The organism is Pseudonocardia yunnanensis, assembly GCF_039534065.1.
GTDB lineage: Bacteria > Actinomycetota > Actinomycetes > Mycobacteriales > Pseudonocardiaceae > Pseudonocardia > Pseudonocardia yunnanensis.
On the sequence record NZ_BAAAUS010000001.1, the window covers coordinates 704300 to 719010 of the forward strand.

Annotated in this window: 14 protein-coding genes; 4 read left to right on the forward strand and 10 right to left on the reverse strand. The window is 68.3% G+C overall.

What is annotated here, in order from left to right:
- Positions 1–84 precede the first annotated feature (84 nt).
- Complete coding sequence (locus tag ABD743_RS03155) at positions 85–1317, forward strand: PP2C family protein-serine/threonine phosphatase (RefSeq protein WP_344718591.1); 1233 nt, start codon at positions 85–87, stop codon at positions 1315–1317.
- A 34-nt stretch (positions 1318–1351) separates the two neighbouring features.
- Here the strand turns inward: ABD743_RS03155 and ABD743_RS03160 are convergent, their stop codons facing one another.
- The 5 genes from ABD743_RS03160 to ABD743_RS03180 all read right to left on the reverse strand — a co-directional run bounded on the left by ABD743_RS03160 (position 1352) and on the right by ABD743_RS03180 (position 7667).
- The gene (locus tag ABD743_RS03160) at positions 1352–3589 is read right to left on the reverse strand and encodes a xanthine dehydrogenase family protein molybdopterin-binding subunit (protein ID WP_344718593.1); all 2238 of its coding nucleotides are present in this window, start codon (positions 3587–3589) and stop codon (positions 1352–1354) included.
- A 105-nt stretch (positions 3590–3694) separates the two neighbouring features.
- Positions 3695–4576: an ABC transporter permease gene (locus ABD743_RS03165; protein ID WP_344718595.1), complete on the reverse strand. Its 882-nt coding sequence runs from the start codon at positions 4574–4576 to the stop codon at positions 3695–3697.
- Positions 4573–5457: an ABC transporter permease gene (locus ABD743_RS03170; RefSeq protein ID WP_344718597.1), complete on the reverse strand. Its 885-nt coding sequence runs from the start codon at positions 5455–5457 to the stop codon at positions 4573–4575. Before ABD743_RS03170 ends, ABD743_RS03165 begins: the two co-directional genes overlap by 4 nt.
- Entirely contained in the window at positions 5444–6589 is a 1146-nt protein-coding gene (locus tag ABD743_RS03175) for a polyamine ABC transporter substrate-binding protein (RefSeq protein ID WP_344718599.1), read from the reverse strand. The genes ABD743_RS03170 and ABD743_RS03175 overlap by 14 nt, the downstream gene beginning before the upstream one ends.
- Before the next feature lie 25 nt (positions 6590–6614).
- Entirely contained in the window at positions 6615–7667 is a 1053-nt protein-coding gene (locus ABD743_RS03180) for an ABC transporter ATP-binding protein (RefSeq protein WP_344718601.1), read from the reverse strand.
- Positions 7668–8092: 425 nt separating this feature from the next.
- Here ABD743_RS03180 and ABD743_RS03185 point away from each other — a divergent pair, with 425 nt between their 5' ends.
- The gene (locus ABD743_RS03185) at positions 8093–8524 is read left to right on the forward strand and encodes a type 1 glutamine amidotransferase family protein (RefSeq protein WP_344718604.1); all 432 of its coding nucleotides are present in this window, start codon (positions 8093–8095) and stop codon (positions 8522–8524) included.
- A gap of 24 nt (positions 8525–8548) precedes the next feature.
- Here the strand turns inward: ABD743_RS03185 and ABD743_RS03190 are convergent, their stop codons facing one another.
- From ABD743_RS03190 to ABD743_RS03205, 4 genes are all read right to left on the reverse strand, one after another.
- Entirely contained in the window at positions 8549–8917 is a 369-nt protein-coding gene (locus ABD743_RS03190) for a DUF3574 domain-containing protein (protein WP_344718787.1), read from the reverse strand.
- A gap of 204 nt (positions 8918–9121) precedes the next feature.
- Positions 9122–9667, reverse strand: a complete 546-nt coding sequence (locus tag ABD743_RS03195) for a DsbA family protein (RefSeq protein ID WP_344718606.1) — start codon at positions 9665–9667, stop codon at positions 9122–9124.
- A gap of 305 nt (positions 9668–9972) precedes the next feature.
- The gene (locus tag ABD743_RS03200; RefSeq protein ID WP_344718608.1) at positions 9973–10449 is read right to left on the reverse strand and encodes an NUDIX hydrolase; all 477 of its coding nucleotides are present in this window, start codon (positions 10447–10449) and stop codon (positions 9973–9975) included.
- Between the two features lie 105 nt (positions 10450–10554).
- Complete coding sequence (locus tag ABD743_RS03205) at positions 10555–10782, reverse strand: hypothetical protein (protein ID WP_344718610.1); 228 nt, start codon at positions 10780–10782, stop codon at positions 10555–10557.
- A 45-nt stretch (positions 10783–10827) separates the two neighbouring features.
- On the opposite strand from ABD743_RS03205, the gene ABD743_RS03210 reads away from it, so the two are divergent.
- On the forward strand, positions 10828–11751 hold the full coding sequence (locus tag ABD743_RS03210; RefSeq protein WP_344718612.1) for a LysR family transcriptional regulator: 924 nt from the start codon (positions 10828–10830) through the stop codon (positions 11749–11751).
- A 32-nt stretch (positions 11752–11783) separates the two neighbouring features.
- On the opposite strand, the gene ABD743_RS03215 is transcribed toward ABD743_RS03210, so the two are convergent.
- Positions 11784–12080, reverse strand: coding sequence for an FAD-dependent monooxygenase (locus ABD743_RS03215; protein ID WP_344718614.1), 297 nt, complete (start codon positions 12078–12080; stop codon positions 11784–11786).
- A gap of 387 nt (positions 12081–12467) precedes the next feature.
- Here ABD743_RS03215 and ABD743_RS03220 point away from each other — a divergent pair, with 387 nt between their 5' ends.
- Positions 12468–14699 (forward strand): phosphotransferase, encoded by a 2232-nt coding sequence (locus ABD743_RS03220; RefSeq protein WP_344718616.1) that lies wholly within the window; start codon positions 12468–12470, stop codon positions 14697–14699.
- The last annotated feature ends 12 nt before the right edge of the window (positions 14700–14711 follow it).

A 14711-nucleotide genomic window follows, 5' to 3' on the forward strand; every position in this document is an offset into this window, starting at 1 on the left:
TCGCGCTTGTGCAGGAAGTCCCGTCCGAGCGACGACCTCCATCGATGCCGATGGCATCTGTGGCCCGGTCGATAGCATCGACGGATGTCGTTGGAGGATGCGCCGGTGGAGTCACCGGAGCAGCGGTTGCGCCGCATCGAGGTCGTCACCGACGCCGACCTCGCGCACCTCGACGTCGAGGAGCTCCTCACCGCTCTTCTCGAGCGCGTACGCGGGCTCCTCGGCGCCGACACAGCGGCCGTGCTCCTGCTCGACCCCTCCGGCAGCCAGCTCGTCGCGACAGCTGCTCAGGGCATCGAGGAGGAGGTGCAGCAGGGTGTGCGCATTCCCCTCGGCAAGGGCTTTGCGGGCCGCATCGCCGCGGAGAAGCAACCGGTCATCCTCGACGACGTCAATGCGTCCAACGTGCAGAACCCGCTCCTGATCCGCCGTGGCATCCGCTCACTGCTCGGAGTGCCGCTGCTGAACGGGGGCAAGGTTCTGGGTGTCCTGCACGTCGGCACCCTGCACCCGCGGCGCTTCACCGAGGAGGACTGCCACCTGCTGCAGCTCGTCGGCGACCGCGTCGCTCTGGCCACCCAGGCTCGCCTCTCGCACACCGATCGCACCGCTGCGGCCGCGATGCAGCGCAGTCTGCTGCCCGCCGCCCTGCCGTCCATGGCCGGTCTGGAGTTCGCGGCCCGCTACGTGCCCGGCGACGGCTCGGTGGGTGGCGACTGGTACGACGTCTTCGCGCTCCCGTCCGGCCGGTTGTGCATCGTGATGGGCGACGTCGCGGGAAGCGGTCTCGCCGCGGCGGTGACGATGGGCCGGCTGCGCACGGTGGTGCGTGCCTGCGCGCTGGATCTCGACGATCCCGCGCTCATGCTCGCCAAGGTCGACGAGCACATCCGGCACTTCGAACCGAAGACGATGGCCACCGTCCTCTGCGCGACGCTCGCACCCGACCGCGAGACGCTGGTGATCTCGACCGCCGGTCACCCTCCACCGGCACTGGCCCGGCCCGACAGCGACACCGAACTCATCGAGGTCCACCACGACCTACCGCTCGGCGTCGACCCGAGTTGGCCGCGGCACACCACCACCGCCCGCCTCACGCCCGGCAGCTCGATCTGTTTCTACACCGATGGGCTCGTGGAACGGCGGGGTGAATCGCTGGACGACGGATTCGACCGGCTCTGCGAGGCCATGACCACCGACCGCGCGGAACGGCTCTGCGCCGTGATCATGGCCCAGCTGGTCGGTCGCGACCAGGTCCACGACGACATCGCCATTCTCACTGTCTCCCGGGAAGCGGCAGACCGATCCATCGGGTGACACGATCGCATGTCGATCGTGGCGCCGCGTCGAATCAGACGTCCGTCTGTGGCAGGCCGGGAAGCACCTTCTCGATCGTGATGGGGAAATCGCGCACGCGCACCCCCGTGGCGTTGAACACCGCGTTGGCCACAGCCGCGCCGGCGCCGCAGATTCCCAGCTCCCCGATGCCCTTGGCACCCATCGCATTGGCCTTGTCGTCGAACCCGTCGAGCATCACGGCGTCCACCTCGGGAACGTCGGCGTGGACGGGCACGAGGTACTGCGCGAAATCCCCGTTGACGAACGCGCCGCTGCGTGTGTCGACAACGCCCTCCTCGTGAAGGGCCGCGCTCACGCCCCAGATCATGCCGCCGACCAGCTGCGAACGCGCTGTCTTGGCGTTGAGGATGCGACCCGCCGAGAACACGCCCAGCATCCGCCGCAGACGGATCTCCCCGGTGTCGGCGTCGACTCCCACTTCGGCGAACTGCGCCCCGTAGGTATGGATCCCGTACTTCTGGTAGTTGGGCTCCTCGCTCATGAAGCGGACCGATCCCTCTGCCTCGATACCGTCGGGGTAGAGGCGTTCGACGATCTCGCGGAGCTCCTCGGAGGCACCGTCGATGCTCACCCTGCCGCCGGAGAACACCGCGTCCGCTGCGTGCCGGCCGTGCAACGAGGAACGCGCGTCGCCACACGCCGTGGCCAGCAACTTCTCGCGCAGAGCCGCACAGGCACGGTGGACAGCGGTGCTCGAGTTGCCGGCCCCCCACGAGCCACCCGATCCCATGCTGACCGGGAACTCGGACGAGCCGAGCTCGACCCGCACCTGCTCGGGCGCCAATCCGAGCCCGTCGGCCGCCACCTGGGTCAGGATCGTGTAGGTACCGGTACCGATATCGGTCATGTCCGACTCGACGACGGCGGTTCCGTCCGCTTCGAGCCGGACCCGCGCAGTCGCCGTCGTCTGAGAGTGCCGGCGAATGGCGGTGGCCATGCCGTAGCCGACCAGCCACTGTCCGTCCCGCACGCTCGCGGGCTCTGCGATGCGGTGCTCCCAGCCGAACCGGCGGGCGCCCTCACGCAAGCATTCCACCAGCTTCCGCTCGCTGAAGGGCACACCGTGCTCGGGATCGACGGAGGGCTCGTTGAGGATCCGCAGCTCCACCGGATCCATCCCGAGCTCATGGGCCAACTCGTCCATCGCCGACTCCACCGCCAGCAGGCCCGGCGCCTCACCCGGCGCCCGGACCGACTCACCCCGCACCAGATCCAGCGGCACCATCCGGTGGCTGGTCAGCCGGTCCGGTGCGGCGTAGAGGCTGCGCGTCGTTATGGCGGTCGCCTCGACGAACTCCACCTCGGGGCTGGTGTGCATCCTGACCTCGTGGGCGATCGCGACCAGCCGCCCGTCCCGTCCCGCGCCCAGGCGCACCCGCTGGCTCGATGTCGGACGCAGGCTGACCAGGTGGAACGTCTGTTGCCTGGTCAGCGCGATCTTGACCGGGCGGCGCAACGCGCGGGCGGCCAACGCCGCCAGGATCGTCTCGTGATGGATCCGCAGCTTGGACCCGAATCCCCCACCGACGTACGGGGTGACGATGCGAATCCGCTCCGCGTCCATCTGCAGGGTGGCCGCGATCGACGTACGCGCCGCATCGACGATCTGGGTGCTGACGTAGACGATCAGATCCTCGCCTCGCGGCACCACCAGACACGCGTGCGGCTCCAACGGCAGAGAGAACGCGTACGGCGTCGTGTATCGCTGGTCGAGCGTGACCTCGGCGGCCTCGAACCCGGCAGCGAAATCACCGGCCGCGGTGTCGACGGGGATCCCGAAAACCATCTTCTCCGGGGCGTACGCCTGGTCCTGAAACGCGGCGAAGTCGTACCTGCCCGGCTCACCGGAGTACTCGACATCCACCAGATGTGACGCCGCGCGCGCCTGCTCGAACGTCGCGGCGACAACCAGCGCAACGGGCTCCCCGTAATGATGAACATCGGGACTGCTCAGCGCCGGAAACGCACGGTAGAGCTCGATCGCCACGGAATCGTCCGGGACGCCTTCCAGTGGTGTGTCGTGATGGGTCATCACCATCTGCACGCCGGGCGCGGCCTCGGCACGAGCAGTGTCGATCCGGGTGACGCGCCCCTTCCCGATCGTCGCGCCGACGATGAAACCGTAGAGGGGAGAAACGCCGTCCTCGTCCCACTGCTCGTAGGCGTAGGTGGCCTTTCCGGTGACCTTCAACGGGCCCTCGACGCGGCTGAGTGCGTGCCCGATCATCATGATCGCCGTCTCAGCTCGACAACGGAATTCCGAGCATCAGCCGCTCGCTCGTAGGTGAAAGTCGTCATCTCTCCTCCTCTGGCGGCGTCACGGATGGCCGAGACGTTATTCGGACAGGCGGCGCACCGGCAGGGGTTGCCGCTCATCCGTTCCCGGATCTCTTTCCGGAGCCGGCGGCTCGGGCGGCCGTCGCCGGGCCGATCGCCGGTGGAGGAGGCCCGCGATGCCGAGCGCAACGATCGTGACCGCGAGCACGGCAGTGGTCGCTGCGTAGACCGCGGGCGTCGTTCCGTAGTTGAGGCTGCTGTAGAGGTACACCGGCAGGGTGTTCACGGATGGCGTCGTCAGGAAGGCCGAGATGACGAGGTCGTCGAAGGAGAAGGTGAAGGCCAGCACGGTGCCGGTCAGCACCGCCGGTAGCAGGGCGGGAGCGACGATGTCACCGAGGATCCGCAGCTCGGACGCCCCCAGATCGCGCCCTGCGTCCTCGAGCCGGCGATCGAGCGTGAGCACCCGTGCCCGGACGATGAGCGCGACGACCACCATCGTCACCGGGGTGTGCGCGGCAGCGAGCGTCAGGAAGCCGAGCGGGATGCCGACCCTGCCGGCGAACTGCAGCAGCGAAACGGCGAGCACGACCTCCGGCATGATGACCAGCAGGTACGCCAGGCCGGCCAGCACGCGGCGCACCTGTGCCGACGGATGGCGCACCATCGAATAGCCCCACACGGAGCCCAGCAGGCCGGAGACGGCCGCCACCACGAGGGCGACCTGGAACCCGGTGAGTGCCGCAGTGCGGAGCGAGTCGTCCTGCCACGCGTCGGCGTAGGCCCCGAGCGACCAGCCCGTGAGGCGAGCGGTCTGCTTGCCGTCGACGCCCTCGTTGAACGAGTAGAGGACGGAGACGAGCAGCGGCAGGTACAGCAGGGCGAGCCCGAGGGCACAGACGACACCCAGGGCCGTGCGGGTGGACCGGACGGTCGTCATCGCGGCACGTCGTCGAAGCCGCGGGTCAGGCGCAGCAGGAGGACGACCAGCACACCGACCGCGATAAGGATGAGCACGGCGATCGCCGAACCCAGCGCGTAGTTCTGGGACTGGACGTACTGCGTCTGCACGAGCTGCCCGAGCAGCAGCCCGCGGCCGCCGCCGAGCAGCTGTGGCACCACGAGTTCGCCCAGCATCGGCACGGCCGTCAGGAGCGCAGCGGTGGCCACCCCCGGTCGCGCGAGCGGCAGCACCACCGAGGTGAACCGGCGCCACGACCCCGCCCCGAGATCGGCCGCCGCGTCCGTGGTCGACAGCGGGATGCGGGAGAAGACGACGTACTGCGGGAGGACGGCGATCGGGAGGTAGCCGTAGACGATGCCGATGACCACCGCTGCGCGGGTGCCCAGGAGGTCCAGCGGCGCGTGCAGCAGGCCGACCGAGTGGAGAACCACGTCGACCGGGCCCCCGCTTGCGAGGATGACCTGCCACGACAGCACCCTGATGAGGAAGCTCGAGAAGTACGGCAGCAGGATCGCCGCCAGCAGCGGGCCCGCCAACCGTCCCGCGTGCCGGGCGATGAAGTAGGCGATCGGCATTCCCAGCAGCACGCTGAGGGCGCTGCAACCCACGGCGAGCACGACCGTCTGGACGAAGGTCTGCGCGTACAGACCGCGCAGCGCCATCCGGTAGTTGTCGAGTGTGAAGCCCAAGGTCACTTCGCCGAAGCCGGCGTGGGCGAAGGACAGCACGACGGTCACCAGCAGCGGTGCCACGAAGACGGCCGTGAGCCACAGCCCGGGCGCGGCGGCCAGAAGATGGGGCAGGACGGCGCCACCACTCCCTCGCGTGCGGCGGCGCGCCGGATCAGGACAGCGCATGTAGCTCGGTCTGGATGTCCTGGTAGATCGGCACGGTGTCCGGATTCACGACAAAAGTGGAGAGCTTCGACAGGTCCACCCCGGGACCGCCGAAGATGAGATCGACGTTGTCGGTGCCGGCGGGCAGCTTGTCGCGCAGGCCGGCGAGCGCGGTGGGGTAACCGATGAACCGGGTGTCGGTGACCTGTGCCTTCTCCGTCAGCTCGTAGTCGAGGAACTTGTAGATCGCGTCGACGTGCGGGGCGCCCTTCGGGATCGTGTAGCAGTCGACCCACAGCTCGCTCGTCGGAGCGGGAACCACCCAGCGCAGGCCGGGGTTCTGCTCGATGGCGCGCCGCGCCCCCGACTGGTCGTGCACCGCCAGCACGATCGACCCGTTGACGATCGGATCCACATTGGCGCTCGTGAACTGTGGCTTGGTCATGGTGACCCAGTCCTTCATGCGTTCGCCGCCGGCCCGGATCACCGACTGATCAGTGGTGTTCCAGTCCTCACCGCTCGCCCACAGAGCGATCGCCACGTTCTCCCATCCCGAGGTGGCCAACCGGATCTTGCCCTGGACACCGGGGCGTTCACCGGCGTCGAGGAAGTCCTGCCACGTCGTGATGTCCCCGCCCACCGCCCGCGGGTCGTAGATGACGCCGTACACGCCCCAGTCCTTCGGGATCGAGTACTGGTTGTGTGGGTCGTACTCCCGGTTCAGCAGTGCGGGATCGAGCGCGGACAGGTCGAGCCGACCCTGATCGATCTTCTGGATCAGGCCGCGGGAGGCGTACTCGGAGATCCATCCGGACGTCGGGATGACGAGGTCGAACCCCGTGCCCGCCGGGCTGTTGAGCTTGGCCGAGAGCGTGTCGTTGGAGTCGTAGGTGCTGATCTTCGGCGTGATACCGGTCGCCGCCGTGAAGCCGGTGAGATTGTCCTGGGCGAAGTAGTTGGCCCAGCTGTAGATGTCGAGCTCCGAGGCCTGGGCAGTGCCGCCAGCCGAGCCGCCACCCGAGCCGCCACAGGCGGCGAGGAGCGCGGTGGCCGACAGAGCTCCGGCGGCACCGAGGAAGCTGCGGCGGGTGAGCCGAAGCGAGGAGGCGGAACGGGCGGTCGGCCCGTCGCCTCTCCGGTCGTGCAAGGTCATCGAGGACTACCGTTCATCAGGACGTTCATGAGGGATAGACGTGCGCCGACGCGGCGGGCCATTGAGCCACCACGTCATCACCGACGCCGGGGCTCGGATTGCTGCCCCACCTCGGGGCTGCACTGACAAAGGTCGTGCCACCGGCCGTCGACGCCGAGATGCGCAGCTCAGGACCCACTTCGACGACCTCGCTCACCCGCACGGGAACGGCGTTGTCCACCTCGGGACGCGCGCTCGGCTCGATCCCCACCCGCTCCTGGCGCACCGCGACGACGACAGGCTCGCCCACCGCGAGGGCTCCGTGTGCGTGCTCGGCGTGCAGGAGCCCCACGTCCGTGGCGATGCTCCACCGCGAGCCGTGGACCGCGTCGACCCGTCCGGTCACGAAGTTCTGCGCGCCGATGAAGCGCGCCGCCCACAGCGTCGCCGGGCCGTCGTAGATCTCGGCGGGGGTGCCCTGCTGCTCCACACGGCCCGCGTGCACGACCACGACGCGGTCGGCGAGCCCGAAGGCTTCGTCCTGGTCGTGGGTGACGTAGACGAAGCTCGTGCCCAGCTCCCGGTGGATCCTGCGCAGCTCGATCTGCAGATCCCCGCGCAGCCGGGAGTCCAGCGCACCCAGCGGCTCGTCGAGGAGGAGCACCGCCGGCTCGTTCGCGAGTGCCCGTGCGATGGCGACCCGTTGCTGCTGGCCGCCCGACAGCTCGGCAGGCCGCCGCTCCTGCACACCCTCGAGCTGCACGAGCTGCAGGAGCTCGGCAACCAGGACGCGCCTGTCCTTGGCCTTCACCCCGCGCAGCCTCGGGCCGTATCCGATGTTCTCGGCAACGGAGAGATGAGGAAACAGCGCGTAGTTCTGGAAGACTGTGTTGACCTCACGCTTCTGCGGGGGCAACCACGTGACGTCACGACCGCCGATCCAGACGCTTCCGGAATCCGGCCGTTCGAAGCCGCCGAGTAAACGCATCGCGGTCGTCTTGCCACTCCCACTCGGCCCGACGATCGCCACGAACTCTCCCTCGGCAACCCTCAGATCGAAATCGACGAGCGCCTCGACGCCCGGATATCTCTTCGACACACGGCACAGCTCCGCGGAACCGCCAGTGCTGGTCCGCCCTACCGAACCGGCTCGGTGCGGCGAGGCCACGGACCGCCGAGAAAGCAACACAGATCGTGAGTCTATTACTGCTACCACCATACGTCGAACGGGGCGACAATTCATCGATACTTCCACCACACCATATACAGATATTCGTCCAGATCGTGCCGAAGGCCCTCTATCGGGCATTTTCAATTAACATGCCTACCCCGGGGATACCCGGGGTTGAGCCCCGGGTGCGACAGGTAGGGCAACCAGTGGCTCTCCGGGTCCGATCTCCCCTATCGCCCGGTCAGGCTCGAACGAGCGAAACGGCACGTCGGTGGTTTGTACGGACGGAGATCCGGGACCACCGGACAGCCACCACGTGATCCGACCTCCGGACCACTGACACAAGGACACCCATGACGACCTCACAAAGACCCCACCGGGCCCTACTCGTCCTCACCGCGGCCCCGGCCGACGACGACCACGGCAACGATCCCTGGTCCGTCTTCACGACGGAGGGCTGGACGGTGGACATCACTCGCATCGGAGACCGGTCCCCGGGACCGCAGATCCCGGGGACACCACAACGCGGATCCCGACTGGAGCCGCTCGGCATCCCGGGCCGATCCGGTCCCGGCGACGCAGACCCCGACTGGGCCGATCGCGACTGCGCCGACTACGACGTCGTCTGCTTCGTCGACGGCAACACCACCACGTGGGCCTCCCCCCGGAATCCCGACGTGTCCCGGCTCATGAGCCGGATCTCCGAGTACGGCGAGGTCATCGCCGCTGTCCGGCCCGCCGCATTCAGCTGGCTCGAAGAATTCAGCCTGCGGGACCGCCGATAGGGGCGCCCGGACGTGACCAGGCGCTTAGAACGAGACACGATCCGTGCTGTCCGCGCGGAGCACGGACTCCTGCCCGAACTGGCTCTTGTAGTCGGACCGGATCTCCTCGATGTCCTGGTCGGCCCGCCGGTTGCTGTCCGGGTACAGCAGGATCAGCAGGTACGAGTCCTGCTTGCCACCCATCCACTGGCCGTGGACGGGCAGCCAGGTCAGGCCCTCGGGGAAGGCGGGCGTCACGTCCTTGTCGAGGAACATCTCGAACTCCGCGGGCGTGATCGCACTGTCGTCCCGTCTGGTACCGCCGAAGAACAGCTCGGTGCGCTTGTCGGTCTCCCATGATGTTGTGGCCGATGTAGGTGTTGTGGCGGCAGCAGCCGCGGTAATCCACAGCATCACGGCCACCACCATGCACACAACAGCGGCATGTCGAATCGTGACAAGCTCTTTCCATGGGTCGAGAAGGCGCTGGGAAGCCATCACGAGAATGTGCCGAGGCATGATCGACAGCGTATGGCGCGTGATCCACCGGACACAACCAGTGATCCCGGACAGTACTTCTTCTCGAATCGTGCGGTTCGGTTTTCCGGCGTAGCTCCGCTACTTTTCGGCGTGCCCGGCGGACTTCTCGAGCGCCGCCAGCAGGTCGCCGACGGACACGGTCCCGTGGTACCGCTTGCCGTTGAGGAACAGCGTGGGTGTGCCCCGCACCCCACTGCGGACACCCGAGTTGAAATCGGCCTCCACCCGGTCCTCCACGAACTGGGTGGCGGGCCACACCACGTGCTCGGGCGGGACGCCGACCTCCTCCGCGTAGCGGCGCAGATCCTCCTGCTGCAGCCGCGGCTCGTCACCCGAGATGAGCAGGTCGTACATCGCCCAGAACCGGCCCTTGATGCCCGCGGCCTCCGCCGCGAGGGCGGCCGGCAGGGCGAAGGGGTGCAACCCGGCCAACGGGAAGTGGCGGAACACGAAGACCAGGCGATCGCCGAGACGCTCCCTCACCTCTCGGATCACGGGGGCCGCCTTGCGGCAGTACGGGCACTCGAAATCGCCGTACTCCAGGAGTGAGAACTCCGCGCTGAGTACGCCATGCCAGTGGTCGTACATCCCCAACGGGGGGTCGAGAACGATCGCGACCTCCAATGATGCTCCGGAAGCGCGGGTTGCCGTGCCCCACGCCGACTCAACCCCGGGCCCGCGCGACACGGGGCCATCCCCGGGGCGCCGCCCGGGGCATCGCACCGCGACTTTCGCGGGTGCGACCGCCACTGCGGGAAAGAAACGCTGCCACAGATGCACGATCCCGGCAAATGATCACGAGCCCGTGGAGAAGCAGCCACCGCCGGGCTCCTTGATCAACGCTTCGGGCCCGGCAGCAGGACATGACCCGGTTCTCGACCCCGAACCGATGATCATGCAGAACCGGTGACGCCGTCACCTGAACGCGGTCAGTCGGCGTGCGGAGTGTGCGGCCGGGTGATCGCATGCACGATCCGCTTCCGCATGCTGGGGTGGATCGGCAGGCGCGAGAGTTCGGCGGGGTCGACCCACGCGGCGTCACAGGTCTCGTCGTGGTCGGGCTGCGGCTCACCACACCGCGGTACCGCATGGAAGCACACCGCGAACTGTTGACGCGCCTCACCGGTGGCCGGGTAGACCATGACGTGCCCGGGGTCGGTGAACACCCCGACGAGCCGAGTCACGCGGATGCTCACGCCGCTCTCCTCGGCGACCTCGCGCTCCACGGCCGCAATGGCCGACTCGCCGAACTCGACGCGCCCGCCCGGCAACTCCCAGTTGCCCGAGTCGATCCGGCGCACCAGCAGCATGCGACCTCGTCGGTCCCGCACCGCGGCGAAGGCGGTGGGCGCGATCGAGTTCGCCTGCGGCGCAGACCGGTCGTGAAAGAACTCCTCGCGAGCCACTGGCCTACGGTCCACCCGCGGCGACCGGCCGCATCGAGAGGTCAATATCTGGACATCAAGAGTTCATCATTCAGCAACCTCGACATCGCGGGAGCGCGACACTCGTCACGGAGCCGGCCCGGTGCCGCCGATGGAGACGAGCGCCGTTCGCGATCTCGATTCGGACGCCGCGGTCGGCGTAACCCGCCGCCATCCCCACCGCTTCGGCGCAACCGGCCTGCGAAGCATGAAGGCGTCAGAAGTTTCGAGAGCGGCCGCGAACTGATCGTCGAATGGCACCACTGCGGCGGGATCCGGATGATCGGGCGCAAAGCCGCCGACAATGCCGTGCATCTGATCAATCCCGGAGCGCAGGGACGGCTGGCATGCTTTGCGCTCATGGAGGCCTCGACTGTGCTGCGTCGCGCCGACCTCAATCTGATTCCTGCCCTCGCCGCCCTGCTGGATCAGCGACACGTGACCAGGGCGGCCGAGTCGATCGGGATCGGCCAACCGGCGATGAGCTCGGCATTGGCGCGGCTACGGCGGCTGTTCGACGACCCGTTGCTCGTCCGGCACGGCCGGGTACTGGAACTGACGCCGATGGGGCAAGCGCTCCTCGAACCGGTGCACGACATACTCGCAGGCCTCGAGCACCTGCTGACGATCACACCGGCGTTCGACCCGGATAACGACACTCGATCATTCACGATCGCGGCGAGCGATTACGTCACACTCGTGCTGCTACGGCCGCTTCTCGAGGAGCTCTACCGGAAGGCCCCGGGCATCAGGGTGAACGTGGTGCCCGTCAACCTGGCCACCCCCGTCGCGATCGAGCGCGCGCAGATCGATCTCGCTGTGGTTCCCCGGCAGACCATGACCTCGCGTATGCCGCACATCCAGCACCGCGAGTTGTTCACCGAGGAGTACGTGCCGGTGGTGTGGAAAGAGAACCGCGAGATCGGTGACGTTCTGGACCGGGAAGCAATCGAACGGCTCTCGTATGTCCGATACCACGACGACAACAGTGCTCCTGCCCTCATCGACGCACAGTTGGCCGCCCTGGGCATCGAACCGCGGGTCGCGCTGACCACGCTGAGTTTCGCCCTCGTCCCCTTGCTGCTGCCGGGCACCCAGTTCCTCGGCTTCGTGCAGAGACGACTGCTGCGACAGACGCACCTGAGGCGTGACCTACGAATACTGACCACGCCCATCCCCATCGATCCGATCGTCGAGCACATGTACTGGCACCCCGTCATGCACAGCGACCCCGCGCACCACTGGCTCCGTGAGCGGATCGCCGCTCTCGCCTCCAACATCTGATCCCGCGTGCCGGATGGATGCGCACACCCGAGTCACGCCCCCATGACCGCCCCCTCCGCGTCGTAGCCGTACAGCCATTCGTTGTGACGCAAGGGGTCCTGGCCCGCGAACCGGGCGTCTCTCGCCCGCTGTTGCGGCCCGTCGGGCAGATGGTTGATGTCCGCCCGCTCCCGGCTGCCCAGTTGCACCGCCGTCGCCCGCTCGATCCGCATGTCCCGGTAGACGCGCAACGCCTTCTGGACGTCCGTGCCGCCATCGACGAGGCAGCGCGCGAGCACCGCGGCGTCCTCGATCGCCTGGGCAGCACCTTGTCCGAGAAACGGGACCATGGGGTGCTGGGGACAAAGCAATCCTCCTGGAACGTTCCCGTGGTGTGGAATGTGCGTCTTCGCCAGGCTCCAGGATCGGCGCACGCTATCGCGCCCGTCGGCACATTGTGATCATTTCCGGGAACACCACCGTTGATGATGATACCTTCTTGATCACATCGGGTGAGGATCGACGACAAGCGGTCGTGGTGGCACCCCCGAAAGGGGGTGTGTCACTCGAACCGGTTACAAAGCCAGGCACCGGAGGGTCCCCTACTCGGGCATGTCCTACATTCTCACTGATTTTGCTCATTGTTCATCTCCTGGTGGTGCTACGGTCCCGGCCGTGTATTTGTCGACGGGGCATCGCACTGATCTGTGTCCGGTTCGATACGGGCTGCCGATCACATGACGGGGACATGGTTGCGCCACAGGACGGCGACCGACCACGCGGACGGCGCCGCGCCGGTCGTCGGCGTCGCGTCGACCGCCGTGGCCGGTTTTGCGTTCTGGCTCGTGGCCGCCCGGCTCTACCCGGCAGCCATGGTCGGTGTCATCGTCGTCGCCCTGTCCACGATGCAGTTGCTCACCGGCATCGCACAGCTCAACCTGAACAAGGCGCTGCACCGTTGCGCGGCCGGAGAGCACGGCCACCGGCGGATCGGACGGGCCTACCTCGTCAGCGCCGTGCTCGTGGCGGCCGGGGCAGTTGCCGTCGTCGTCGCCGCGAGCTTCTGGGCGCCCGAACTCCTCGGCTACGCCGGGCGGGTGCCGCTGCTGGAGTTCTTCATACCGGCGACGATCATCTGGTCCTTCTTCGCGCTGCAGGACTCCGTGGTGGCGGCCGCCGCCCGGGGCGGATCCCTCCCGGTGGGGAACGTCGTCCTCGCACTCCTCAAGATCATGCTGCTGGCCATCGCCGTCGTCTGGGCGCTGCAGGACGGATCGACGTTCACGTGGGCGCTGGCCGTGGCAGCGGTCGTGGCCTGCGCCGTCGGCTACCTCTTCCTCCGGGCACTGCCCGACCGTGAGGCCGCGCCCGTGCAGCAGTCCGGACTCGACCACGCCGGACGGCTGCTCTGGTCGGCCGCGGTGCACGGGCTGCCCCTGCTCGTCCTGCTCGTCATCGGTCCGGTGCACGCGGCCGTGTACGGCATCGTCTGGACGATCGGGTTCGCGCTGCACCTCGTCTCGTCGACGATCGGCCACGCCCTCACCCCCCAGGCCGTCGCGGCGCCGGAAGGAGCACCCACGGCTCGGCGCGACATGGAGCGCCGGGCGCTGACGCTCCTGCTGCCGGCAGTCGTCCTGATCGAGGTGACGGCCCCGCTCGTCCTCCGGATCTTCGGACCCGAGTACGCGGAGCTGGGCAGCACCGCCTTGCGTATCGCCGCGTGGGCCGCGATCCCCGGCATCGTCACCACCTCGGCCATCAGCATGGCCAGGGCCCGGAAACGAGGCGCCGTGCTGTTCGTCGTGCCGGCATCGGTCGCGACGATCACGATCGGGCTCTCACTCATCCTCGTGCCCCGCTGGGGACTCATCGGAATCGCGACGGCGTGGCTGGTGGGTCAGAGCCTGGTGGCAACCGTGGTGCTCGTCCTGCGGGCCACCTGGCTACCCCCGCAGCTCGATGCGCCGCTGAGCGCGGTTCGGCATGCGCGGCTGCTCGCGCGTCTCCGCTATGCGGCCGGCGGGCAGGTCCTGTCCGGTGGCGACTGGGGCACATCCAGGGTGCTGTCCGGTGGATCGCAGGGCCTGGTCGTTGCGGTCGGGCACCCGGACGGCACGGACTCCGTGCTCAAGGTTGCCGCCACCCCCCTCAGCCGCGAGGCGCTCACCCGGGAATGCACCACGCTGCTCGCCCTGCACGCGAACCCACGCATCGGCAGCTGGCGCAGGCTGGTGCCCGAGCTCGTCTCCGACGGTGACGCAGGCGGGATCAGCTACGCACGCCACACCCGAATCCCTGGCCGACCCGCCACCGACGTCACGGCCGATGCAACCGTCCAGGACCGGCTCGCGGCGGATGCCGTCGCGACGATCAGCGAGCTGCACCGGCGCACGGCATACACGACCGAGGCCACCGACGAACATCTCGCCCGGTGGATCAGCCGGCGCGCCGCCGTGGTGCGGCAGCACGTGCCCCGCGCCGACCACGGCCGCCTCGACCAGATCGAGCAGCTCTTGATCGAGGAGCTCCGGGACCGCCGGGTCGCGCTCGGGTGGACGCATGGCGACTACACCGCGCCCAACGTGATCGTCGCCGACAACGGTGAGATCTGCGGCGTGGTGGACTGGGAGCAGGGCGACCCGGCCGGGCCGACCATGCTCGACCCGGTGGCGTTCCGCCTGATCGCTGCCGTGCAGTCCGGCCGAGAAGAGCTCGGAGCCGTCGTCGTTCGCTGGTCGGCCGACGGCGGCCCGTACGCAGGCGAGCTCGCCGACCTGCAACGTCGGCTCGGCGCGGACCCACTGCACCCCCGAGCGCTCGTCCTGTTCGGATGGCTGCACGTCGTGGCGCTCAGCATCGAGAAGTCGGCCAGGTTCGCGGCGAACCCGGTGTGGATGCGGCGCAACGTGCGGATGGTGCTGCGCGACGCCGTGCTCGACCCGGTTGACAGAGCCCACCACCGGTAGGGCCCGACCACC

Bases quoted from the DNA above. Each gene is read 5' to 3' on its own strand.
- ABD743_RS03155 (WP_344718591.1), top strand. From the start codon at position 85: ATGTCGTTGGAGGATGCGCCGGTGGAGTCACCGGAGCAGCGGTTGCGC.
- ABD743_RS03160 (WP_344718593.1), bottom strand. From the start codon at position 3,589: ATGATGATCGGGCACGCACTCAGCCGCGTCGAGGGCCCGTTGAAGGTC.
- ABD743_RS03165 (WP_344718595.1), bottom strand. From the start codon at position 4,576: ATGACGACCGTCCGGTCCACCCGCACGGCCCTGGGTGTCGTCTGTGCC.
- ABD743_RS03170 (WP_344718597.1), bottom strand. From the start codon at position 5,457: ATGCGCTGTCCTGATCCGGCGCGCCGCCGCACGCGAGGGAGTGGTGGC.
- ABD743_RS03175 (WP_344718599.1), bottom strand. From the start codon at position 6,589: ATGACCTTGCACGACCGGAGAGGCGACGGGCCGACCGCCCGTTCCGCC.
- ABD743_RS03185 (WP_344718604.1), top strand. From the start codon at position 8,093: ATGACGACCTCACAAAGACCCCACCGGGCCCTACTCGTCCTCACCGCG.
- ABD743_RS03190 (WP_344718787.1), bottom strand. From the start codon at position 8,917: ATGCTGTGGATTACCGCGGCTGCTGCCGCCACAACACCTACATCGGCC.
- ABD743_RS03205 (WP_344718610.1), bottom strand. From the start codon at position 10,782: ATGCACGGCATTGTCGGCGGCTTTGCGCCCGATCATCCGGATCCCGCC.
- ABD743_RS03210 (WP_344718612.1), top strand. From the start codon at position 10,828: ATGGAGGCCTCGACTGTGCTGCGTCGCGCCGACCTCAATCTGATTCCT.
- ABD743_RS03215 (WP_344718614.1), bottom strand. From the start codon at position 12,080: ATGGTCCCGTTTCTCGGACAAGGTGCTGCCCAGGCGATCGAGGACGCC.
- ABD743_RS03220 (WP_344718616.1), top strand. From the start codon at position 12,468: ATGACGGGGACATGGTTGCGCCACAGGACGGCGACCGACCACGCGGAC.